Origin of the sequence: Streptomyces sp. NBC_00328 (genome assembly GCF_036139655.1) — a bacterium.
GTDB lineage: Bacteria > Actinomycetota > Actinomycetes > Streptomycetales > Streptomycetaceae > Streptomyces.
Genome location: NZ_CP108013.1, coordinates 7,751,163 through 7,772,219, shown reverse-complemented (window position 1 = coordinate 7,772,219; position 21,057 = coordinate 7,751,163). Strand labels below are relative to the sequence as shown.

General features: G+C 70.9%; 18 protein-coding genes. 8 read left to right on the top strand and 10 right to left on the bottom strand.

Annotated features, from left to right (window positions below):
• Positions 1 to 150: 150 nt before the first annotated feature.
• Both OG485_RS33905 and OG485_RS33900 read right to left on the bottom strand, forming a co-directional pair.
• Entirely contained in the window at positions 151 to 1,017 is an 867-nt protein-coding gene (locus tag OG485_RS33905; protein WP_328672390.1) for an inositol monophosphatase family protein, read from the bottom strand.
• A gap of 232 nt (positions 1,018 to 1,249) precedes the next feature.
• Positions 1,250 to 3,073 (bottom strand): gamma-glutamyltransferase family protein, encoded by a 1,824-nt coding sequence (locus tag OG485_RS33900; RefSeq protein WP_328672389.1) that lies wholly within the window; start codon positions 3,071 to 3,073, stop codon positions 1,250 to 1,252.
• A gap of 219 nt (positions 3,074 to 3,292) precedes the next feature.
• On the opposite strand from OG485_RS33900, the gene OG485_RS33895 reads away from it, so the two are divergent.
• From OG485_RS33895 to OG485_RS33885, 3 genes are all read left to right on the top strand, one after another.
• A complete protein-coding gene (locus OG485_RS33895; protein ID WP_328672388.1) occupies positions 3,293 to 5,038 on the top strand; it encodes a hypothetical protein in 1,746 nt (581 codons plus the stop codon).
• 492 nt (positions 5,039 to 5,530) lie between these two features.
• A complete protein-coding gene (locus tag OG485_RS33890; RefSeq protein ID WP_328672387.1) occupies positions 5,531 to 5,953 on the top strand; it encodes a hypothetical protein in 423 nt (140 codons plus the stop codon).
• 333 nt (positions 5,954 to 6,286) lie between these two features.
• Positions 6,287 to 7,120 (top strand): serine hydrolase domain-containing protein, encoded by an 834-nt coding sequence (locus tag OG485_RS33885; protein WP_328672386.1) that lies wholly within the window; start codon positions 6,287 to 6,289, stop codon positions 7,118 to 7,120.
• A 346-nt stretch (positions 7,121 to 7,466) separates the two neighbouring features.
• Here the strand turns inward: OG485_RS33885 and OG485_RS33880 are convergent, their stop codons facing one another.
• Together OG485_RS33880 and OG485_RS33875 are read right to left on the bottom strand one after the other, a co-directional pair.
• The gene (locus OG485_RS33880) at positions 7,467 to 8,246 is read right to left on the bottom strand and encodes a hypothetical protein (protein WP_328672385.1); all 780 of its coding nucleotides are present in this window, start codon (positions 8,244 to 8,246) and stop codon (positions 7,467 to 7,469) included.
• A gap of 443 nt (positions 8,247 to 8,689) precedes the next feature.
• Complete coding sequence (locus tag OG485_RS33875) at positions 8,690 to 9,334, bottom strand: GAP family protein (RefSeq protein ID WP_328672384.1); 645 nt, start codon at positions 9,332 to 9,334, stop codon at positions 8,690 to 8,692.
• Positions 9,335 to 9,446: 112 nt separating this feature from the next.
• Here OG485_RS33875 and OG485_RS33870 point away from each other — a divergent pair, with 112 nt between their 5' ends.
• The gene (locus OG485_RS33870) at positions 9,447 to 9,848 is read left to right on the top strand and encodes a hypothetical protein (protein ID WP_328672383.1); all 402 of its coding nucleotides are present in this window, start codon (positions 9,447 to 9,449) and stop codon (positions 9,846 to 9,848) included.
• A 10-nt stretch (positions 9,849 to 9,858) separates the two neighbouring features.
• Positions 9,859 to 10,254, top strand: a complete 396-nt coding sequence (locus OG485_RS33865; protein ID WP_328672382.1) for an SCO4402 family protein — start codon at positions 9,859 to 9,861, stop codon at positions 10,252 to 10,254.
• A gap of 655 nt (positions 10,255 to 10,909) precedes the next feature.
• On the opposite strand, the gene OG485_RS33860 is transcribed toward OG485_RS33865, so the two are convergent.
• Entirely contained in the window at positions 10,910 to 12,346 is a 1,437-nt protein-coding gene (locus tag OG485_RS33860) for an MFS transporter (RefSeq protein ID WP_328672381.1), read from the bottom strand.
• A gap of 248 nt (positions 12,347 to 12,594) precedes the next feature.
• On the opposite strand from OG485_RS33860, the gene OG485_RS33855 reads away from it, so the two are divergent.
• Positions 12,595 to 13,473 carry a helix-turn-helix transcriptional regulator gene (locus OG485_RS33855; RefSeq protein WP_328672380.1) on the top strand — a complete coding sequence of 293 codons (879 nt, stop codon included), beginning with the start codon at positions 12,595 to 12,597 and terminating at the stop codon, positions 13,471 to 13,473.
• 167 nt (positions 13,474 to 13,640) lie between these two features.
• Here the strand turns inward: OG485_RS33855 and OG485_RS33850 are convergent, their stop codons facing one another.
• From OG485_RS33850 to OG485_RS33840, 3 genes are read right to left on the bottom strand one after another with little or no spacing between them, the layout of a single operon-like run.
• Complete coding sequence (locus tag OG485_RS33850) at positions 13,641 to 14,372, bottom strand: DUF4232 domain-containing protein (RefSeq protein ID WP_328672379.1); 732 nt, start codon at positions 14,370 to 14,372, stop codon at positions 13,641 to 13,643.
• A gap of 35 nt (positions 14,373 to 14,407) precedes the next feature.
• Complete coding sequence (locus OG485_RS33845; protein ID WP_328672378.1) at positions 14,408 to 15,112, bottom strand: response regulator transcription factor; 705 nt, start codon at positions 15,110 to 15,112, stop codon at positions 14,408 to 14,410.
• Positions 15,109 to 16,221, bottom strand: a complete 1,113-nt coding sequence (locus OG485_RS33840; protein WP_328672377.1) for a sensor histidine kinase — start codon at positions 16,219 to 16,221, stop codon at positions 15,109 to 15,111. Before OG485_RS33840 ends, OG485_RS33845 begins: the two co-directional genes overlap by 4 nt.
• A 214-nt stretch (positions 16,222 to 16,435) precedes the next feature.
• Between OG485_RS33840 and OG485_RS33835 the strand changes: the two genes are divergently transcribed.
• Together OG485_RS33835 and OG485_RS33830 are read left to right on the top strand one after the other, a co-directional pair.
• Positions 16,436 to 17,443, top strand: a complete 1,008-nt coding sequence (locus OG485_RS33835; protein WP_328672376.1) for a carboxymuconolactone decarboxylase family protein — start codon at positions 16,436 to 16,438, stop codon at positions 17,441 to 17,443.
• A 221-nt stretch (positions 17,444 to 17,664) separates the two neighbouring features.
• Complete coding sequence (locus tag OG485_RS33830) at positions 17,665 to 18,333, top strand: hypothetical protein (RefSeq protein WP_328672375.1); 669 nt, start codon at positions 17,665 to 17,667, stop codon at positions 18,331 to 18,333.
• A gap of 40 nt (positions 18,334 to 18,373) precedes the next feature.
• Here the strand turns inward: OG485_RS33830 and OG485_RS33825 are convergent, their stop codons facing one another.
• Together OG485_RS33825 and OG485_RS33820 are read right to left on the bottom strand one after the other, a co-directional pair.
• Entirely contained in the window at positions 18,374 to 19,900 is a 1,527-nt protein-coding gene (locus tag OG485_RS33825; RefSeq protein ID WP_328672374.1) for an NCS1 family nucleobase:cation symporter-1, read from the bottom strand.
• A 129-nt stretch (positions 19,901 to 20,029) separates the two neighbouring features.
• Positions 20,030 to 21,052 (bottom strand): TIGR03842 family LLM class F420-dependent oxidoreductase, encoded by a 1,023-nt coding sequence (locus tag OG485_RS33820; protein ID WP_328672373.1) that lies wholly within the window; start codon positions 21,050 to 21,052, stop codon positions 20,030 to 20,032.
• Positions 21,053 to 21,057 lie beyond the last annotated feature (5 nt).

Genomic DNA, 21,057 nt, shown 5'->3' with positions numbered 1-21,057 from the left:
ACTCCTTTGTCAGCCGACGGCCACTGAGCATCAGGATATGCCGGAGGACTGACAGCCTTGACGGTACGGGGCGTTGGAGGGAATCGCCCCGTACCGTGCGACGGCCGCCGCACCGGAACCCCGGCCCCGCGCGGGCCGGGGATCTCCCGCTCAGGCGCCGACAGCCACCTGCTCGGACGGTGCCGCCAGCAGGGCGGTCACCCGGCGGGCCGTGGCCTCGTCCCGGGCCGCCGTGAACGGCAGCGCGTTGTCCCCGGTGACACGGAACGGCTCGCCGCCGAGCGTCAGGTGGGCACCGCCCGCCTCCTCGACCAGCAGGAGTCCCGCGGCGTGATCCCAAGCCGCCTCCCAGCTGAACGCGGTGGCGTCCAACTCGCCGCGGGCTATGGCCAGATACTCCAGACCGGCCGACCCGCACGGCCGCGCGACGACGCCCTCGACGCGCAGTCCGAGGAGCGCTCGCTTCTGCTCGTCCGTGGTGTAGTCCGGGTGGGAGGTCGCGATGTCGAGGTCGCGGCCGGGCCCCGGCGAACCGCAGCGCAGCGGCACGCCGTCGAGCACGGCCCCGCGCCCCCGTATCGCGGTGGCGAACTCGTCGCGCGCGGGCGCGTACGTCCATGAGGCCCACACCACGCCGTCCAGCACGAGCGCGACCAGCGTGCAGAACCCGGAGTCGCCGTGCACGAACTGCCTGGTGCCGTCGACGGGGTCGACGATCCAGACGGGGGCCGTGCCCTGGATGGCCTCGTAGGTCGCCGGGTCGGCGTGCACCGCCTCCTCGCCGACGACGACCGAACCGGGCAGCAGCGCGGTGAGGGCCTCGGTGAGGTACCTCTCGGCCAGGCGGTCGGCGTCCGTCACGAGGTCGTGCGGGCCGGACTTCTGGTCGATCTCGTCCGCGGAGAGCTGCCGGAACCGGGGCATGATCTCGGTGGCGGCGGCCTTGCGGATGGCGTGTTCCACGTCGGACGCGCGGTGGGCGAGAAACTCGTCGATGGTTTCGATGTCTTCGATCATGGCTCCATGACAACATGCGCCACTGACAATCCTCACCCCTCCGGGGTACTCCGGGTGGAATCACCATGAATTCCCGGGGCTGGACGATCACCGGCACCGACCCGGGATCCCGGCCTCGGGGGATGCCCGTTACGGGCGCGGGGGATGCCCGTTACGGGCGCGGGTGGCGGGACAGCCGTCGGTGACGAGACAGGTGCCGGCGGCGGGACAGGCGCCGACGGCCCGACGGGCCTCAGCGGCCGACCGCGTACCCCTGCATCCCGCGCGCGTTGGCCCCCGCCGACAGGACGCCGGTCCCGGGATCGCGGGCCACCGCGCACAGCCGCCCCTCGGACCAGGCCTCGGCGACCGTGACGTCGTGGCCCCGGCGGCGCAGTTCCTCGACGACCCCCTCGTCCGTGCGGGACTCGACGGTGAGGCTGCCCGGACGCATACCGCGCGGATAGAAGGAGCCCGGAAAGCTGTCGTTGTGCCAGTTCGGGGCGTCGATCGCGCCCTGGAGGTCGAGTCCGCCGCGCACCTGCGGGCGCAGCGCCACGGACAGGAAGAAGTGCGTCTGCCACTGGTCCTGCTGATCACCGCCGGGGGTGCCGAACGCCATGACGGGCACGCCGTCGCGCAGCGCCACGGAGGGCGTCAGCGTGGTGCGGGGCCGGCGGCCCGGGGTCAGGGAGTTGGGCAGCCCCTCCTCCAGCCAGGCCATCTGGAGCCGCGTGCCGAGCGGGAAGCCCAGTTCGGGGACGACCGGGTTGGACTGGAGCCAGCCGCCGCTGGGCGTGGCGGCCACCATGTTGCCCCAGCGGTCGACGACGTCCAGGTGGCAGGTGTCGCCCCGGGTGCCTCCGTCCGGCGCCACTACGGGGTCCGCGGCCGCGCGGCCCATGGTGGGCTCACCGGCGCCGGGCACCGCGAGCGCGTCGAAGCCGGACTCCTCGGCGGCCACCACGCGCGCGTGCCCGCTCAGCCGGGGCTCCCGGCCGCCCGGACTGCCGGGGCGCAGTTCGTACGACGCCTTGTCTCCGACGAGCGCCCTCCGGGCGGCGTTGTAGGGCTCCGACAGCAGGTCGCCGAGCGGTACCTCGGCCGCGTCGCCGTACCAGGCCTCCCGGTCGGCCATGGCGAGCTTGCAGCCCTCGACGAGCAGGTGGACGTACTCGGCGGAACCGTAGCGGGGCAGTTCGGGCGGGAGCAGCGCCAGTTGCTGGAGGAGGACCGGGCCCTGGCTCCAGGGGCCCGCCTTGCACAGGGTCCAGCCCCGCCAGTCGTACGTCGCCGGGGCCTCGTAGGTCGCGGACCAGCCGGCCAGGTCGGCGGCTGTCAGGGTGCCGGTGTGACGCTCGCCGCTGGTGTCCATGGTGGGCCGCCGGGCCTGCCGGACCAGGGCCTCGGCGATGAAGCCGGAGCGCCACACCTCCCGTGCCGCGTCGATCTCGGCGACCCGGTCCCCGGCGCCGGAGACCTCGTCGAGCAGGCGCCGCCAGGTCGCGGCGAGGGCCGGATTGCGGAACAGCTCGCCGGGGCGCGGCGACCTGCCGCCCGGCAGATACACCTCGGCCGACGAGGTCCACTCCGCCTCGAACAGCGCGCGTACCGCCTCCACCGTCTCGCCGACGCGCTCCACCGGCGCGTGCCCGTCCTCGGCGTATCCGATGGCGTACTTCAGGACGTCGGCGAGCGGTTTGGTGCCGTGGTCTCGCAGCAGCAGCATCCAGGCGTCGAACGCGCCCGGCACGGCGGCCGCGAGCGGGCCCGTACCGGGTACGAGCTCCAGACCGAGGCTCCTGTAGTGGGCGACGGTGGCTCCGGCGGGCGCGACACCCTGCCCGCCGAGCACCCGCACGGGGCCCTCCGCGGGGGCCAGGATGATCGGGACCTCGCCCGCGGGCCCGTTGAGATGGGGTTCCACGACGTGCAGGACGAAACCGGCCGCGACGGCGGCGTCGTAGGCGTTGCCGCCGTCCTCCAGGACGGCCATCGCGGACTGCGAGGCGAGCCAGTGCGTGGAGGACACCATGCCGAAGGTGCCCTGGAGGGTCGGACGAGTCGTGAAAAGCATCTGCAACCTCGGTGTCTGTGTGCGCCGGTCGGCTCATCGGACATCAAAGCGTCTCGACCACTACCGCCGAGAACACTTCACCCGGCGTGGGCAGCTGCCGGGGCAACGGTGTTCGGGCGCGGCCTCGACGTCGCGGGGCCCGCGACCGGTCGGTAAGGTATGCGGCTCGACGAAGATCAACCATGCGCGGCCGGGGGGTCGTCGGGGAAGGAACGGGCCGTGGGCAATCTGCCCGGTATATTCGCGACGCCTCGGATTCTGCGTCATTTCAGGGCCACCGGCGAACACATGCCTCCGGACGGCGCCGTGGAAGTCGACGCGCCGGACTCCGCTCTGCGGGCCGCGCTCGCCGCAGCCCGGTCGGGGGACTGGGAGCCGACGGCGGAACTGATGGCGCGGACGCGCACCACCCGGGACTGGGACCGACGCAACCGGTACAGCGCCGGGCTGGCCGAACTCGCTCTGCACCACACCGGATGGCTCGACGACTGGCACCGGAAGCGGCCCGGCGATCCCGATCTCGCTCTGGTCGCGGCCCAACTGGAGATCAGCCGCGCCTGGGAGATACGCACCGCCGCGCGCGCCCGCCATGTGTCGCAGGAACAGTTCCAGGCTTTTCGCGTGGTCCTGCGCGACGCCGAGCCGGTCCTGCGGACCGCCGCCGACCTGAACCCTGGCGACCCCGTGCCCTGGCGGATCCTCATCGCCCACGCCATGGGGCTCGGCGCTCCCCGCCCCGTGTTCGACGAGTACCTGGCGCGAGGGCGCGAGGCCGACCCGCACCACATGGGGCTGCACAGGAGCGCGGTGCAGTACCTGGCTCAGAAGTGGTACGGCTCCCACGAGGAGATGTTCGGGTTCGCCGAGTCGGCCGCCGCAGCGGCGCCCGAGGGTTCACCGCTTCGCGGACTGCCCCTGCACGCGGTCACCGAGTACGCGGTGGAGCACGAGGCGGGCAGCGGGCGGAGCCCGGTGGACTGGTCCCGGATCGAGGGTCATGTCGAGGCAGGTCTGAACCTGTCCGCCGGGTACGAGCCGGGCGACCGGCGGGCGTCCGACCTCCGCAACCATCTCGCGCTCGGGCTGATCCGCTCCAGGCGCGAGGCGGAGGCCCTGGAGGTCTTCCGGCTCATCGGCACCGACGCGCGAACCTTCCCCTGGGCGTACTTGGGTGACCCGAGGGAGATCTTCCTGCTGATGCGCCGGGGGGTCCGTGTGCATGTCGCCCGCCGGACGCCGTACTTCGGCGGCTCCGTACCGGCGCCGGCTTTCGGCGACGCGACGGGTGCGGCGACCTCGACGGCCTCGGCCGACGGGGCAGCCCGGCCCGCCTCCATGGCCGTCGCGCTCGCTGGCGCGCCGCTACGCGACGTCCGCGAGGCGATCCTGATCACCGGCACGACCATGCGTCTCGCTCCGGCCCGCCGCGGGGGCACATTCGTCGAGATCGCGCCCTCGGCGGATCCACCAGGCCGCCGCAAGGGCGTGCGCGGGACCCTGCTCGGCGAGGGCGGGCTGCCCGGACTGGCGGGCACGTTCAGCCGGGGTGAGACGTGGCCGGTGCTGGTGGCGGTCAAGGAGGGAGCGGACTACACGCTCCACCTGTACTGCGACGGCCGCCTGGTGGCCGCCCACGCCTGGTGGGCCGATCCAGCCGAGATGCCGACCCAGGAGGAGGCCGCGGAGCGGGCGGCCACGCTGGCGGCGGCCTACGGGACGTCGGACCCCCGCCCCCTCACCGCGATTCTGCGGGGCACCGGTGATCCACGGCAGCACCTCGACGAGGCGTTCGTGGCGCTCGGACTTCCCTCGCCGCCGGCTGGCTTCGGGCACCACCCCGAGCCGCTGGCCAAGGTGCCCGGTGCACAGCTGGTCGAGCGGAGGTCCTTCTTCCGCGCGATCAAGGAGACGCTCGCCTCCGAAAGCGACGGGGCCTCCGGAGGAGAACTGCCCCCGTTGTCCTGACCTCGACAGGTCAGTTCAGCTCCCAGCACCCTCCCCCCGACCAGGTCCTCATGTCCCGAACCCGTCCCGAATCCGCCGCTTGGCCAAAGAGGTCCGGCCGCGCCGAGCCGTTGCCCCCGTACTCGAAGGGGTCTCGAACTCGAGCACAGCGGATTCCCCTTCCATCACTCAGGGTTCCGTCCAGGGTTGGCGGAACCGGGGGCGGAGGCACCCACTCGCGCGGCCGCTCCGGGAGACCCCGATCTCGCCGTGTCCGGCGGCTCGGTGGTCGCGGTGGCACAGGCCCTGGTCGAAGTCCGTGGGTTCAGGGCGCGGCGGGCGGACGGTCCAACTGCGGCTCGCGGTCGCGGCATTCCACCAAGAAGAGACAGACAGGCAATGGAAGCGATCCCGCCCCTCCGATCCCACGACGGCGGCACCACGGTGGGACTGTTCTGGGTCTCAGCAGACGGCGTGTACGTGGGTACCCCGGCGACGGCAGCGGCTCCGTGCATGGTGCTCAACACCTCAGGGCCCTGCGTCACCGGTCCGCACGAACGTGACTGGGCGTGGTCCGACGTAGAGGGTCTCGAGGTCACCGAAGTCCCGGTCCGCTCCACTCTGCAACGCTGGGCGACCCACGCCGCGAGCTTCGCCGCGGCAGCCCTGGACGCCTGGGTGCCGAGCAGTCCCACCGAGATGACCGTATCCATCACCGCACCCGCTGGCACAGTCCTGACGCCTGTCCACTCCAGCGCCGCCGTCGCCTACTCCGGGCGCGAGGTCGATCTATCCCGCCAGTTGATCAGCCGCTTCATACGGGGCACCGCCACTCCCACCGTCATGACCGAATGGTGGGAACAGAAACGGCCGACCAGAATTCTCCGGTCGCGGGAGCGGGAGGCTCTCCTCGAACTCTGGCTCGCGTCGGCCTGAGCGGGCGCCCCGCGTGTCCACTCGCCGAGCGGCGGCAGGCGTGATGCCACGCAGGCCGCTGCCCGCATCCGTTCGGTCCTGACCCGCCCGTACTGTCACACCTGATGACACCCACCCACTGGACCTGGCCCACCACCCGGCCAACTCCAGCCGGAACTAGGCTCATTGTGGTCCGCCCCGGTCAACGGACCGTGATCATTGCCCTGTTCCGGCGGGTGGCCGTCATCAGGGAGACGCTCCACTCGTCGATCGCCGGACAGCCACCCACCGGCATCGCACGCCCGTCGGCACGGCGGCACGCGCGGTGCCCCGAACACACGACAGAAGATCATCATGAGCCGAGTCCCCACCTGCATACTCAGCAGTTTTCAGGCACCCCAGATCTCACACGGCCACAACCCCGACCTGTTCGTGCAGATCGGTTCGTTGACCAAGTCGCTCACCGCGACCGTTCTGACCGCCTTGGCCGACGACGGAGTCCTGAGCCTCGACGACCCGCTGGAACTGTTCCTGCCGGTGCCCAGCGGCACGGGAATCACCCTGCGCCGGCTCGCCGAGCACACCTCGGGCCTTCCTCGGCTGCCTCCCGGCATCAGCGGGCGCGATCCTTACGCGGCTTTCGACGCCGACGCCCTGGACTCGGTCGTACGGCACCTCGACACCCTGGTCACGGCTCCCGCGGGGACGGCCGAGGAGTACTCCAACCTCGGATACGCGCTCCTGGGTGCCGCTCTCGTATCGGCCGCCCGAACCCCGTACGAGGAGTTGCTGCACCGTCATCTCCTCGATCCCCTGGGTATCGCCGACGTCGCCACCGATCCGCCGTCCGGCAGTCGGCTGTGCCGCAGGGGCCTGTTCGGCCGGCCTCGGCGGGAATGGACCATGAGCGGTGCGATTCTTCCCGCCGGCGGGCTGTGGGCCACTCCCCGGGCCGCCGCCCGCCTTCTCACCGACCTGCTTGTCGACCGCAGGCTGGGTGAACCGGCACCGGCCTGGCAGACGGCGGGAAGCCTTCTGTGGCACAACGGCGCGACAGGCGGCGCGTCCGTTTTCGCGGGAGCCTCACCGCAGGGCTGGATTCTTGTTCACCGTCTGTCCGGTCGAAGCGCCGTGACGGACAAGCTGGCCCTGGACACGCTCAGGCACTACATCGGGCCCCGAGCTTGACGCTGGGGACGAGCATGGAACGCTCCCGGCCGACCGAGCCGATTTGAGATCCGGCCGCGCCGCCCCCGAAGGACGTCGCGATGAAGGCGCTGTCGAGCGGGGTGCGGGCGGCCGGACCGAGTTGGCGGACGGTGTGCCGGCTGAGGATGAGGACGCATGGCACGACGGCCCGCTGTCCCGCCCGTGACCAGGTGTATCCAGTGGGCATGGTCGGGGCGAAACCGCTCTCGTCGAGGAAGTACAGGTCTCTCACGCCTTGGTGCGCGTCCAGCCGTAAGAGGCCATCTCATTTGGCGAGTCTGCGGTAGCAGATGAGGGTGCAGGCGGCGATGTCGGTCGCACCCGCTCAGCCGGCCGAAGGGTTCCGTGTCGCCTCGCGTGCCTCGGTGAGGGCTCGCTGTCTGAGGTTGCCGCCGGACAACTGAATCGTGGTGGCGGCCAGGATGTCATCCCTGCCGATGATCCGCCCGTCCCCCCTGCCGGCGGACAGGGCCCGGAGAGAATCCTTGAGGAACGGGGGTGGGGCCGGTTCGCCCGACATCACTGGGGTGACCGTACCGAAACGTTTGACCCCGCCCTCGCGGACGACCATGGCCGCGTCCCGGGCGAGGTCCGTCAGGAACACGCTCGCGATTCCGTCCAGGTCGCGGACCATCGCCGGGACGGCCGTCGCCCCCTGGCTCCGCAGCAGCTTCTTGACCCCGGCCTCGAACCTGTGGGCACCGACCACAGCACTCGGTTTGCGCGACCTGCTGCGCTTACGAGAAGGCACGATGACACCCTCGGCGTCGTACAGGACACCGGTCAGGCCTTGAAACGTCGGGCTGTGGTCGTACCACCTGTGCCCCACCTCGAGCTCGGCGTTCCGGTCGATCGCCGAGAGAAGGTCCCCGGGAATCAGCTTCCTCCGGGCCTCCGCCCCCGCCGCTCTCCTCGCGCCGTCGATGATCTCCGTCAGCACTGTCCGCGTCACCGACGCGGCGGCCCACGCGGCTGACCGAGAGACGTGCATCGGGGTCACGCCCCTGAACACCGCTTTGACGAGAGAAGGCTTGAACGGCGAGACATCCATGACCGAGGCGGTCTCGGGACCGCTGCGCTCAAGGCGTGCGGGCTGTGCGGTCATCGAAAGAAGCGCTCCCTGTTGTCGGAGTTGTCGGAGTTGTCAGAGACCCACACTTCACCACGCAGACCACTCTCTTCCCTCATCCTCCGTCGAAGCGGCACCCGGTCAAGGCCTGACGGGCACATCCCGACGGCCGGGCCGATGATCAACCACCTCCGGCACGCCCTCATACCGTGGCACCTGCGTCCCCCATCCGGCTGTACCCCGTTCTCCCCAGCTCCTGCGGCCGAGGAGGAGCGGCCGGTGAAGCGCACGCAGGACGACAAAGTGGGCGGCCAACCTGCGGGACGGCGAAGGCGTTCCACGCCCGTGGGGGGGCACTTGAACGTGCCCCGCAGAGCCTGCGGCAGCAGATGAGAGTGCAGGCGGGCGTCTTCCGGACGGCCGGGCCATGGTGATCCGATCCAAGCGGTACGCGCCGAGCAGCACAATCTCGGCTGCCGTCAGGCGACCAGTTGGTAGATGCTCCGGGCCATCAGGTACAGACCGAGGAGCAGTGAGAGCGTGACGATCAGCTGCTCCTGGTGCTGCTCCAGCCAGCCGCGCAGGGCGTTCAACCGGGCGTTGGCGGCCGTGGGCGCCCAGACCGTGTACATCTCCATGATGATGAGGCTGAGCGTGGCCAGCAGGCAGTAGCCGGTCAGCGCGAGCCAGTCGGTGAGGGTGGAGAGGTCCGCGTCGACGGCGGTCGCGGCTCCGGCGCCGACCATGGCCCAGGGCTGCAGCAGCCATGCCAGGCCGGCTGCCGTGGCCGGGGAGGCGTTGTCGATCCGGGCGGTCCAGCGTGGCGGGCCGTGCGGGTGGGGCGGTCGGCGGTGCCGGTGCGCGCCGTACAGCACCAGCGCGAGGCCGATGGCGAGTTTCGCGGCGATCGTCGCGGTCGAGGGCACGCTGTGACGGGCCGGAGGCTGACCGCCCGTCAGCAGCACCACACAGGCGATCACCGCGATCAGGTTGGCCAGCCACGACAGCAGGAACGCCAGGCCCTGACGAACGCCGCGCCGCGAGGAGAGCAGCAGGATGAAGGCGCTGTTGTGCAAAGGCCCCAGGGTGATGGCCGTACCGATCACGAGCAGGTCGAGGACCATCGGATCAGTCGCTCCTGAAGATCAGGACCGTCTACCGCCCGTGGACGGGCGGGCGGGCGGTCGGCAGAGTCAGGCAGCGCACTCGTGGCGCCGCATCCCGACCCTCCAGGGGGTGACCCGGCCGGTCAAGCAAGCCACGCCCACGTCGTCGTATGCACCAGGCCTGGAACTCGTCGACGGCAAGTCCTTCGGCGCGCTCATCGCGCTGATCGTCACCGTCGTCCGGGCCGTCGTGGCCGTGCTGAACCACGTCCCCTGGCGGTCGAGCCAGTCCGCGAGCTCTGGCGCCATGTCGACCACGGGCGGCGTCGACTACGCCTCCGCCAAGGCCGACTCCTGCCCCCTGGTGCAACGAAACCACGGCATCTGTGACAACAAGGAGCCGGAGGACGCATGGGGGCAGGGCAGCTTCCGGGACATCCTCGGCGGTATCGGCGACGCCATCACCGAGGGCCTCGACGCCGTCGAGTACGCCACCATCACATGGCGTACATCCATCTCGAAGACTCGCTGAAGTGGGAGAAATGGAACAACCCGACTGGATACAGAGCGACGTGGAGTTCCCGAACGTACGGATCAACGTAGTGGCGGCGCTGGAGGCCCTCGCGGACCCGGACCACCAACAGCGGGTCTGGCGGGACCGCATGCCCAGGGCCGACTACGCGGTGAACAACCTCGACCTGGTCGTACATGTGCTCTTCGACGACTCACGGGTCCTGGACGACCCGGAGCCGCCGGTCGGGGAGGTACTGGCGTCCGCGCGCGAGGTGCGCGCCGCCCGGGAACTGGCCGAGGTACTGGGGAGGCTCATCGACGAACTCGGCGACGTGGGCGACGAGGTCTATCTGGCGTCGCCCCGGTGGCCGGCCGTCGTGACGGCGGCGCGAAGCATGATCGAGGCGATGCGCGCCGACCGCTGAGTGAAGTGGTCCCCGAGGGGCCAGGCCGGCGCACACTGTGGCCTGGCCCCTCGGGTCCGGGCCGGCAGGACGGCGGCGAGGCCCCCGGGGCACCGCCCGCGAAACCCGGGGAGCCGTGGTGCTCAGCCGTCCGGTAGCGGACGTACCCCAACTCCTCGGAAGCCTGCCGCAGTTCGACGGATGACTGAAGTGCGTCAGCTGGTGTGAAGCCCGCGCCGACCGGCGATGGGTCCAGCACCGACAACCGCGGCACCATCGCCTCTTCTCCTCTCACTGCCGCGCCCGCGTGATCGCGGGCACGATCCGGTAGTCACGCTGGAAGAACGTCCTCGAGCTGTGCCGGATGCCAATAGCCGGGGGCCGGTCGGTAGCCGGTGCTCACCGCCGTGCACTCCGAGGCTCTCGCGAGATCCATGACGGGCTCGTGCCAGTGCTCGACGGACCCGGCCTGCCGGCTGCCCCCCATGCGCCCAGACGAGCCGGCCGTACGCGTGTGCTCCTGGGCGGTGGATACGTACGGGGATGCGGGTGGGTCCCCGCGTCGAGCCACCGCGGCTCCCAGTGGGCCTCGTCGGGCCGCCGTACGCCGGGGCCCACGCCGGTGTCCTCGCCCGGCACCGCCGCCACATCGCCGCGGGGTTCGTACCGCCGCGAACTACTGCGCACACGACCGCGCACCTCGCAGGAACAGGGCGCTGGTGAGAGCGCCGAAGAGCACGATGGCGGCGTTCACCGCGATCGCGGTCTTCAAGCCGCCGAGGACGGCCGACGCCCCGGTACCGGTCATCGCAGCGGTGGCAATGGCGCTCATGATCGGCGTGCCCATGGTGATGCCGATCTGCTGGGTCATGGTCGCGAGCCCCGTGGCCAGGCCCTGTTCATGGTCGGCCAGACCGGATGTTGCGGTGACCATGAAGCCGACGATGACGAGCATGTTGCCGACCCCTCCGGCGAAGGTGGAGACGAGCAGCAGCCACATCCAGGAGCGATCGTCGCCGAGGCCGAGGAGGGAGGCCGTGGACAAGGCCTGCAGGACGCCGCCGGTGATCAGGGTCTGCTTGGTGCCGATCTTCCCGATGACCTTCGGGGCGACGGAGCCGCCGGCGACCGTCCCCAGGCCCAGCACACCGAAGGACAGACCGGCGGCCAGCGGGGAGAAGCCGAGGACTTCCTGGAGGTACAGGGTCAGCAGGAAGACCAGGGACGTCTCGGTGAGGAATGCGATCAGACCGGCGACGTTTCCCCAGGCCACCGACCGCTTGCCGAGCACGCTGAGCGGCACCAGCGGCGCGGCCACCTTGCGCTCGACAGCCAGGAACACCACCAGCAGCAGCACGCCGGCCCCCAGCGACAACAGTGCGGACGAGGAGCCCCAGCCGTGCTCACCGGCCTGGGTGAGGCCGAAGACGACGGCCAGCAGACCGAGCGTGACACTGATGGCACCGGGAACGTCCAGCTTCGGGCGCTCGTCGGGCCGGGATTCCTTGATGACCGTCGGGGCGATGACGAGGACGGCGAGGGCGACGGGCACGTTGATGAAGAACGCCCAGCGCCAGGACAGCAGGTCGGTCAGCAGACCGCCCAGGACCGCTCCGGTGGTGAACCCGGCGGACATCAGCGCCCCGTTGAGGCCGAGGGCCTTCTCCCGCAGAGGGCCCTCCGGGAACGAGGTCGTCATGAGTGAGAGTCCGGCGGGGGTCACCGCCGCGGTGGCCAGGCCCTGGAAGACCCGCGCCACGATCAATACCTCCGGATTCCGAGCCAGACCACCCACCAGTGAGGCCGCGCCCAGCACCACCAGACCGCCGAGGAAGAGCCGGCGCCGGCCGAAGAGGTCCGCGACCCGGCCGAACATCAGTGTGAAGCCCGCCGCGCACAGGGCGAACGCCGTGCCGATCCACTGCAGGTGCGCCAACGAGAAGCCCAGGCCCTTGCCGATCACCGGCAACGCCACGTTCAGGATGGAGAAGTCCACCGCCAGCATGAACTGGGCCGCGAGCAGCAGCACCAGTACCAGCCGCAGTCGGGGAGTGAGGGCGGCCGGTGCCGCGCCGACGGCCGTGCCGGCCGCCTCCGCATCAGTGACGGACATGAGGTCGAGTCCCTTCTCTGGTGCGCATGCGTCTGTCACGCGCCACTAGGGAAGAGGCTCGCTTCAGTTCGGGACCCCAGCCAGAACCCTGTCTCGGGCAGTCACCGTGAGGGTGGTCATGGCACGACCACCCTCACGGCCCATCGGCAGCGCGGTGGACGGGCATGATGGAGAGAGTGGCCCGCGGCGCGCCAGGCATCAGTGCTCGGCATCCGTGCGGCTGGACGCCCACGACACCGGAGGCATGGATGGAATCCCCGTCCGAGCTGGGAGAATTCCTCAAGTCCCGACGTGCCGCGCTGCGCCCGGAGGACGTCGGCATCTCGCCGCATCCGACCCGCCGCCGGGTCACCGGTCTGCGCCGGGAGGAGCTGGCCACGCTCGCCGGCGTCAGCATCACCCACTACACCCGCCTCGAACAGGGCCGCGCCCTCAGCGCCTCGGACGCCGTGCTCGACGCGATCGCGCGCACCTTGCGCCTCACCGACGACGAAGCCGCGCATCTGAAGGACCTGGCCCGCCCCGCCGCCGCGTCCCGCCCCGCTTCGCCCCGCGTGGAGCATGCCAGTACGTCGGCACGGCAGTTGCTCGCGGCCATGTCGGAGGTACCGGCGCTCGTCCTCGACCGCCGCAATGACGTCCTCGCCTGGAACCGTCTCGGTCACGCGCTGCTCGCCAGCCACCTGCCTGCCACCGGCCCCGATGCGCAGGGCGCCCGCCCCAACGTGACGCGGATGCTCTTCCTGGACGAGGACTACCGGGAGTTGTACACGAACTGGAATGAGGAGGCCCAGCTCAGCGTCGCCTCCCTGCGTCTGGTCGCGGGCCGCCACCCCGACGACCGCCGCCTGGCCGAGCTCGTCGGCCAACTCACCGTGCAGTGCGACGAGTTCGCCTCTCGTTGGGCCCGCCACCCGGTGCGCACCTGCACATCGGGGGTGAGACAACTGCGTCATCCGCTGGTCGGGACCATGGACCTCAGCTTCGAGAATCTCGTCATCCCCGGCTCGTCCGGCCAGCGCCTGATCGCCTACACCGCCGAGCCCGGATCGCCCTCCGAGGCCGCTCTGCGCCTGCTGGGCAGCATTACCGCACCGGAGGCACAGGACGCCGCCGCGACAGCCTGACACCGAGAGCGCCGATCGGCCGGGAGGGGGCCCGCCCCAGCGACCGTCCATGCAGTCAGCCGTGACCGTGGAGCTGACGTAGAGGCGGGTCAGTTCGAGAAGCTCAGGGTGGACAGGATCCGGGCCTGCCGGAGTGCGGGGCTCGGAGCGGGCCGGCCGGCCGGTGTTCAGGACGCGGGCATCCAGGCCGTGGTCCCCAGGGTGTTCTCCGGGCCGATGTCGAGGTAGTCCGGCACTCGCAGGGTGACGGCGTCCTGCCCCTTCTGCGGTGCGACACGCACATACACGCCGTGCTGGGCCGCCATCCGCCAGTAGAGGGCCGCGTGCGCGCTGTCGCCCGGGTTCAGTGTGAAGGGCTCGGGACCGGGGTCGGCGGGCGCCATGGGCACCTTGTCCGTCCCCACCACGCTGTGCACCCCGGTGATCGGGGCGCCCTCCTCGTCGAGGACCTGGGCGATGGCCGGGTAGCCGTTCACCTTGTACGGCCGCTTGCCGCAGTCGGTGAGGGTCAGGGTCGTACCGCGCAGGCCCATGGCCGCGTCGACGGGTCCGATGTCGAGGCGCAGGCCGGACGGCGGACAGCCACGGCCCTGTTGCACCGGTACCGGGTTCGAGGGCTCGGGCACTTCGATGACGAGGGGGTCCGGACTGGAGGCCCGGTCCGGGACGTGTGTCCGCCCGGGGTCGCGCTCACGGTCGAGCTCGGCGGACAGGCCGCACCCACTGGTGGCCGTCGCGACCAGACAGGCGAGGACGACCGGGCGGACCCACTTCGCCCGGATGCCGGCGGCGCGGGAACGGTCACCGCGCGGGGGTACGGCGACGGCGGAGGCACCGGCGCACCTCGGACGCTCGGCGGCGGCTGGCGCGCCGACCCGTTTCGGGCTTGTCGCGATCACGGGCCGATCATGGCACGGAAGTCCGGCGGAGGGCGTCACCGCGCCTGCCCTCGCGCCGTCACCAGGCCCGACTCGTAGGCGAAGACGACGAGTTGGGCCCGGTCGCGGGCGGCCAGTTTCGTCATCGCGCGGCTGATGTGGGTCTTGGCCGTCAGAGGGCTGATGACCATGTGTGCGGCGATCTCCTCGTTGCTCAGGCCACGCGCGGCGAGCGCCGTGACCTCGCGTTCGCGGCGGGTGAGGCCTTCGAGGCCCGGCGCCGTGGCCCGGTCGGGAGGCCTGGCCACGAACTCCCCGATGAGGGTGCGGGTCACCGATGGCGACAGCAACGCCTCACCGTGTGCGACGACTTCGATGGCCTGGAGCAGATCGGCGGGCTCGGTGTCCTTGAGCAGAAATCCGCTCGCCCCGGCCCGCAGCGCCTCGAAGACGTACTCGTCCAGGCCGTAGTTGGTGAGGATGACGACGCGTACCCCGGCGAGCGCCGGGTCGGCGGCGATACGACGGGTGGCCTCGATGCCCGTCATCACGGGCATCTGCACGTCGACCAGGGCGACATCCGGCAGCTCGGCGCGGACCAGGGCGAGCCCCTGTGCCCCGTCGGCCGCCTCGCCGACCACCTCGATGTCCTCCTCAGCGTCCAGCAGAGCGCGGAAACCGGCGCGCATCAGGGCCTGGTCGTCGACCAGGGCGACCCTGATCAGGCGGTCCGCCCCGATCGGCGTGTCCGGGTCGCTCATCGCGCTTCCTCCGGTGTTTCCAGGGGCAGTTCGGCCCGGACCGAGAAGCCGCCTTCCGCGCGCGGGGCGGCCCGCAGGGTGCCGCCGAGGGCGGTGACGCGTTCACGCATGCCGGTGAGGCCGATGCCCGGGGTGGGCGGCCTGGACAGCCGGGCCGCCCCGTCGTCGTGCACACCGATCGTCAACTCGCTTGAGGAATAGGCAATTTCGACCGTCACTTCGGCGGGGCCGGCATGCCGGGCGGCGTTCGTCAGGGCCTCCTGGACGATGCGGTACGCGGCCCGGTCCACGGTCGCCGCGAGGGGGCGCTCCTCTCCGGTCACCCGCAGATCGACGGCGAGCCCCGCGGCGCGGGCCCGCTCGACCAGCAGCGCCGGTGTGCCGGTCGGCTCGTCGGTGCGCAACACCTCCAGTGTGGCGCGCAGTTCACGCATCGCCTCACCGCCGGCCTCCTGGATGGCGAGCAGTGCGGGCGGCACCTCCTCGCCGCGCTTGCGCGCCAGATGGACGGCTACTCCCGCCTGGAGTCTGACGATCGAGATGCTGTGGGTCAGCGAGTCGTGCAACTCCCTTGCGATGCGCAGTCGTTCCTCACCGGCACGGCGCAATGCCGCTTCCTCGCGGGTCCGTTCGGCCTCCAGGGCGCGCTGTTCGGTCTGGCGCAGGTAGGCCCGCCAGTTGCGGTCGGCGAGGCCTGTGACCAGGGCGCACAGGAACCAGCCGGCGAGCAGCAGCGTCCGCTCCACCGCTTCCCTCGTCCCCGGCCCCGTCGCCACGAACCCGGCCAGGAACACGGCGCCCGCGAGCGCCGCGACACCCCGGTGGCCGGCTCTGGCGGCCGTGTGCACCGCGCTCAGGATGGGAAGGGCGGACAGGGTGCCGGGGTGGGCGTGCACGACGTACCCCGTGGTGGTGGCGGTGGTGATCGCCAGTACGGCGCGCGGGGCATCGCGGTAGGCAGCCAGCGTCAGCGAACCGATGCCGATCAGGGTGTAGTCGAGGGGGGTGGCGCCGTCGCCGGACGCGGCCGCGGTCACCACGAGGGCGCCGACCACGACCGCGAGGGCCACGTCGACCGGACGCGTGCGGACGACCTGGTCGAACTGCATGTCCGGCACTCTATGCGGGCGTACCGGCCACCGCGTCAGCCCTTGGGACGGATCTCCGGCTACTCCCGTCGGAGTAGCCGGCACGGGTCACCGCGCCCACGGCGGCAGCCCGGATCACCTTCGGCCGTACGACGCCCGCGGCACCTCCTCCGGGCCATCGTCGACCGTGGTCGCCGGTCACCCGGCGACCGTCCGGTCCACTCAGGAGGCACCCATGGCCATGTCCCGCTCCACTCCCTTCCGTTACACCACCCCGCCGCCACGGAAGTCCGCCACCGGCATGACCGCCGACGTCTACGACCAGCTCGCCTCGGACTTCGGCATGGAGCGTCCGGCCACCTTCGCCGTTCTCTCCTCCGAGCCCGAACTACTCACCGCCACCTGGGCGTTGATGCGGGAGTCGCTGATCGCGGGTGAAGGCGACAGAACCGGGAAGGAACTCGCCGCGCTCGGGGTGTCGTTGGCCAACCGGTGCCCCTTCTGCGTGGACGCGCACACGATGCTGCTGCACGCCACCGGGGACCATTCCCTCGCCGAGGCGATCGCGCGCGGGGAGACCCCCTCGGACGAGGAGCACGCACGCGTGCTGGCCTGGGGCCGGGCGAGCCGGACGCCGGGAGCACCGGAGTTGACGCCGTATCCGTTCGCCGCCGCGCACGCTCCGGCGTACATCGGCACCATGCTCACCTTCCACTTCATCAACCGGATCGCGTCGGCGCTGCTGACCGAGAACCTGCTTCCGGGCAACGCGCAGCGGTTCCGGGCGGTGCGGAGTCTGGGTGGGCGATCGCTGGCCAGGACCGTGCGCCGCCGGCCCGTACCGGGTGCGGGTCTCACGCTGCTCGACGCCCCGGGTCCCGGTCCCGACTGGGCGCGGGGCACCTCCGTCGGCCCCGCCTACGCCGCCCTGCGCGACGCCGCCACCGCGGGCGGAGGCCTGCTCGACGAGGCGGACCGTGCCCTCGTACGGGAGACGCTCCGGGGATGGGACGGCGCGCATCCGTCGCTCGCGTGGGAGGGCCTCCCGGACCGTTCGCGTCCCGGCGCGCGGCTGGCGCTGCTGGCCGCCCTCGCCCCGTACCGCATCACGGACGAGGACGTGACGGCCTGGCGCGAACCCGGTCACTCCGACCGCCACCTGGTGCGCCTCGTGGCCTACGGCGCGTTCGCGGCCGTCGACCGCGTCGAGCAGGCTCTCCCGGTCCGCGCCTCGAAGCGGTAGCCGTGACCGTGATGCGACGGAATGACGGAATGCTCAGCGATCATTGAGGCGAATAAAACAGACATCTTGCTACAGCATCAGTCAATCGCCGCCAAGGTGAGTCGCTGTCATCACACGGGCATGACGCCTGCCAGCCCTTCCGCACCACAGCGTCTCGTGTGACACTGGCGTCCCGTCCGCAGTGCGGACTCCTCCGCACCATCCCCCACGAGAAGTGCGCTTTGGGTTCTCTTCCTCTGCCGCTCGCGCTCGCCGCGCGCCTGTTGCCGGTCGCTCTGCTCGCCTCCGCGGGCTGGGCCCTGGCCGCGGGCCCGTCCGCAGCGACCCCCAACGCCGAGGATAAATCGACGCAAAAACAGACATCCGATGCATCGTCGGCTCCTTCGGCGTCGGCTGCCGTCAAGACGTTCACCGCCTCGCCCGCCCCTTGCGGCGGCATCCAGGTCGCCACGATCAAGTCCCTGGTCCCCGGCGCCAAGACGGCCGGCCAGGAGATCGCGTCGACCGACAAGGCGGTGCGCCGCACCTGCTCGTGGAACGCCCTGAAGGGCTTCGACTACCGCTGGCTCGACGTCTCGTACGAGATCAAGGACTCGGACGCCGCGGCGGAGAAGGCCTACAAGGACCGTGTCGCCGACAAGAGCGGAGGCGGGGCGGTGCCGGGTGTCGGCGACTCCGCCTACTCCGTGGTCAATCTCAGCACCGAGGACAAGCAGGAGACCCGTGAGGGCGTGGTGATCGTCCGGGCGTCCAACGCCGTGGTGGTCGTCACCTACAACGGCAGCGACTTCGAGACCAAGAAGGCGCCCGCCACCGACGAGATCAACAAGGGTGCCATCAAGGCGGCCAAGGACGCGACGGCGGCCCTGAAGGGCGCCCAGAAGAGCTGAAGGACGGCCAGAAGAACTGACCGTCCTCCGGTCGCCGCCGTCAGACCGTGGTTCCGTCCTTTCCGCGAAGCAGCATCAGAACCACGTACAGCGCCATCGACGTGCCGAGGCCGACCGCCCATCCGTAGTCGGCGAGCGGTTCCAGCGCCGGGACGGGCCGCCCGTCGATCAGCGGGTGGAAGTCCGCGCCGCCGACGGCCAGGACGCCGCCGGTGACGAAGGCGGCCACGGCCCGCCAGTTCCAGCCGCCGTCGTACCAGTAGCGGCCGCCCTTGCGATACAGGTCGGCGAGGTCGAGCTTGGTGCGGCGCAGGATCCAGTAGTCGGCGATGAGGATGCCGGCGACCGTCCCCAGCAGACCGCCGACCAGCCCGAGCCAGGTGAAGATGTAGCCCTGGGGGTCCGAGTACAGCTTCCACGGGAAGATCAGCACACCCAGGACACAGGTGGCGAGCGCGCCGGTACGGAAGTTGATCTTCCGGGGTGCGATGTTGGAGAAGTCGAAGGCCGGGGAGACCAGGTTGGCCGCGATGTTCACGGACAGCGTCGCGACCAGCACGGTGACCAGCGCGAAGAGGATGCCGACGACGTTGTCCGTCTTGGCGGCCAGCTGGACCGGGTCCCAGATCGCCTTGCCGTAGACGGCCTGCGAGCCCGAGGTGACCATGACGGACAGGAACGCGAAGAGCGTCATGGTGGTGGGAAGCCCGAGCGCCTGCCCCCAGGTCTGCGCCTTCTGGCTCCTGCCGTACCGGGTGAAGTCCGGGATGTTCAGCGACAGCGTCGACCAGAAGCCGATCATGCCCATCAGCGAGGGCCAGAACAGCTTCCAGAAGTCCCCGCCCCAGCCGAGCTCCGACGGCTGGTCGAGCAGCGGGCCGAAGCCGCCCGCCTTGTCGCTCATCCACCACAGCATCACGCCGGCACCGACGAGCACGAAGGGCGCGGCCCAGTTCTCGAACCGGCGGATCGTCTCCATTCCCCGGTAGATGATGGCGACTTGGAGCGCCCAGAAGATCGCGAACGACAGCCACATGGTCCAGGCGTGGCCGCCGATCTCGGAGGCGTCGGCCCAGCCGTCGCCGAAGAGCTTGCCCGCGAGGAAGTAGATCGCCTCGCCGCCGATCCAGGTCTGGATGCCGAACCAGCCGCACGCCACCAACGCCCGTACGACAGCGGGGAGGTTGGCTCCGCGCACTCCGAAGGAGGCACGGGCGAAGACGGGGAAGGGGATGCCGTACTTCGGTCCCGCGTGCCCGGTGAGCAGCATCGGGACCAGCACGATCAGGTTCGCGAGCGCGATGGTGAGGACGGCCTGCTTCCAGTCCATGCCGACGGCTATCAGACCCGAAGCCAGCGTCCAGGAAGCGGTGTTGTGGGCCATGCCGACCCACAGGGCCGAGAAGTTGTACGTGGTCCAGGTGCGCTTCTCGACCGGAACCGGCAGCAGGTCGTCGTTGGCGTAGGGGCCGGTGGGCGCGGGAGCGTCGGGCGCGATCTCCACCCGGCCGTCGGGGAGCGTGACTTGTCCGGCGGGCGGGCCGCCCGGGGAGACGATTTCTGTCATGAGCAGGCCAATCAATGAGGAGTGACGGGAAAGGCCGTGCGGGGACGAACTCGGGGGGGGTGCGCGGGGAGCGCCCTGATCCCCTTCCCGGGACGGCGGGAAGGGGAGAACGAGGGGGTCGGCCTTCGGTTACTGCCCGTTGACGCCGGGGATGACCCGCGCTCCGTAGGCGTCGATCGTGGCCTCCTGGGCGTCGTGCATGTCGTACACGGCGAACTGGTCGACGCCCAGCTCGCGCAGCGCGTTCAGCTTCTCGATGTGCCGCTCGGCTGTCCCGATCAGACAGAACCGGTCGACGATCTCGTCGGGCACGAACGCGGTGTCGGGGTTGTCGGCCCGTCCGTGGTGCGAGTAGTCGTATCCCTCGCGGGCCTTGATGTACTCGGTGAGTTCGTCGGGAACCGCGGCCGAGTGCTCGCCGTACTTGGAGACCAGGTCGGCCACGTGGTTGCCCACCATGCCGCCGAACCAGCGGCACTGCTCACGTGCGTGGGCGAGCGCCTCGGGCGAGTCGTCCTCGGTGATGTACGCGGGCGCGGCCACGCAGATCTTCACCTCGGCGGGGTCGCGCCCGGCCCCGGCCGCCGCGTCCTTCACGGCCTTGACCATGTACTCGGTGAGGTAGAGGTCGGCGAGCTGGAGGATGAAGCCGTCGGCCTCCTCGCCGGTCATCTTGAGCGCCTTCGGGCCGTACGCGGCCATCCAGACCGGCAGTTCGGCACCCGGCCTGACCCACGGGAACCTGATGACGGTGCCGCCGAGGTCGGCCTCCTCGCCCCGGCCGAGGGCGCGGATGACCTTCATCGCACCGCTTATGCGGGCGAGCGTGTTGGGCTTGCGTCCGGCGACGCGCATCGCCGAGTCGCCGCGCCCGATGCCGCACACCGTGCGGTTGCCGTACATGTCGTTGAGCGTCGCGAACGTGGAGGCGGTGACCTCCCAGGTGCGGGTGCCCGGGTTGGTGACCATCGGGCCGACCGTCAGCTTCTCGGTGTTGGCGAGGATCTGACTGTAGATCACGAAGGGTTCCTGCCACAGCACGGCCGAATCGAAGGTCCAGCCGTACGTGAAGCCGTTGGCCTCGGCCCGCTTCATCAGGTCGATGACACGGGAGGCCGGGGGGTCTGTCTGCAGGACGAGTCCGAAGTCCATTGGCG

Bases quoted from the DNA above. Each gene is read 5' to 3' on its own strand.
- OG485_RS33900 (WP_328672389.1), bottom strand. From the start codon at position 3,073: ATGCTTTTCACGACTCGTCCGACCCTCCAGGGCACCTTCGGCATGGTG.
- OG485_RS33865 (WP_328672382.1), top strand. From the start codon at position 9,859: ATGGAACAACCCGACTGGATACAGAGCGACGTGGAGTTCCCGAACGTA.
- OG485_RS33835 (WP_328672376.1), top strand. From the start codon at position 16,436: ATGGCCATGTCCCGCTCCACTCCCTTCCGTTACACCACCCCGCCGCCA.
- OG485_RS33860 (WP_328672381.1), bottom strand. From the start codon at position 12,346: ATGTCCGTCACTGATGCGGAGGCGGCCGGCACGGCCGTCGGCGCGGCA.
- OG485_RS33820 (WP_328672373.1), bottom strand. From the start codon at position 21,052: ATGGACTTCGGACTCGTCCTGCAGACAGACCCCCCGGCCTCCCGTGTC.
- OG485_RS33845 (WP_328672378.1), bottom strand. From the start codon at position 15,112: ATGAGCGACCCGGACACGCCGATCGGGGCGGACCGCCTGATCAGGGTC.
- OG485_RS33880 (WP_328672385.1), bottom strand. From the start codon at position 8,246: ATGACCGCACAGCCCGCACGCCTTGAGCGCAGCGGTCCCGAGACCGCC.
- OG485_RS33885 (WP_328672386.1), top strand. From the start codon at position 6,287: ATGAGCCGAGTCCCCACCTGCATACTCAGCAGTTTTCAGGCACCCCAG.
- OG485_RS33890 (WP_328672387.1), top strand. From the start codon at position 5,531: ATGGTGCTCAACACCTCAGGGCCCTGCGTCACCGGTCCGCACGAACGT.
- OG485_RS33875 (WP_328672384.1), bottom strand. From the start codon at position 9,334: ATGGTCCTCGACCTGCTCGTGATCGGTACGGCCATCACCCTGGGGCCT.
- OG485_RS33855 (WP_328672380.1), top strand. From the start codon at position 12,595: ATGGAATCCCCGTCCGAGCTGGGAGAATTCCTCAAGTCCCGACGTGCC.
- OG485_RS33905 (WP_328672390.1), bottom strand. From the start codon at position 1,017: ATGATCGAAGACATCGAAACCATCGACGAGTTTCTCGCCCACCGCGCG.
- OG485_RS33825 (WP_328672374.1), bottom strand. From the start codon at position 19,900: ATGACAGAAATCGTCTCCCCGGGCGGCCCGCCCGCCGGACAAGTCACG.
- OG485_RS33840 (WP_328672377.1), bottom strand. From the start codon at position 16,221: ATGCAGTTCGACCAGGTCGTCCGCACGCGTCCGGTCGACGTGGCCCTC.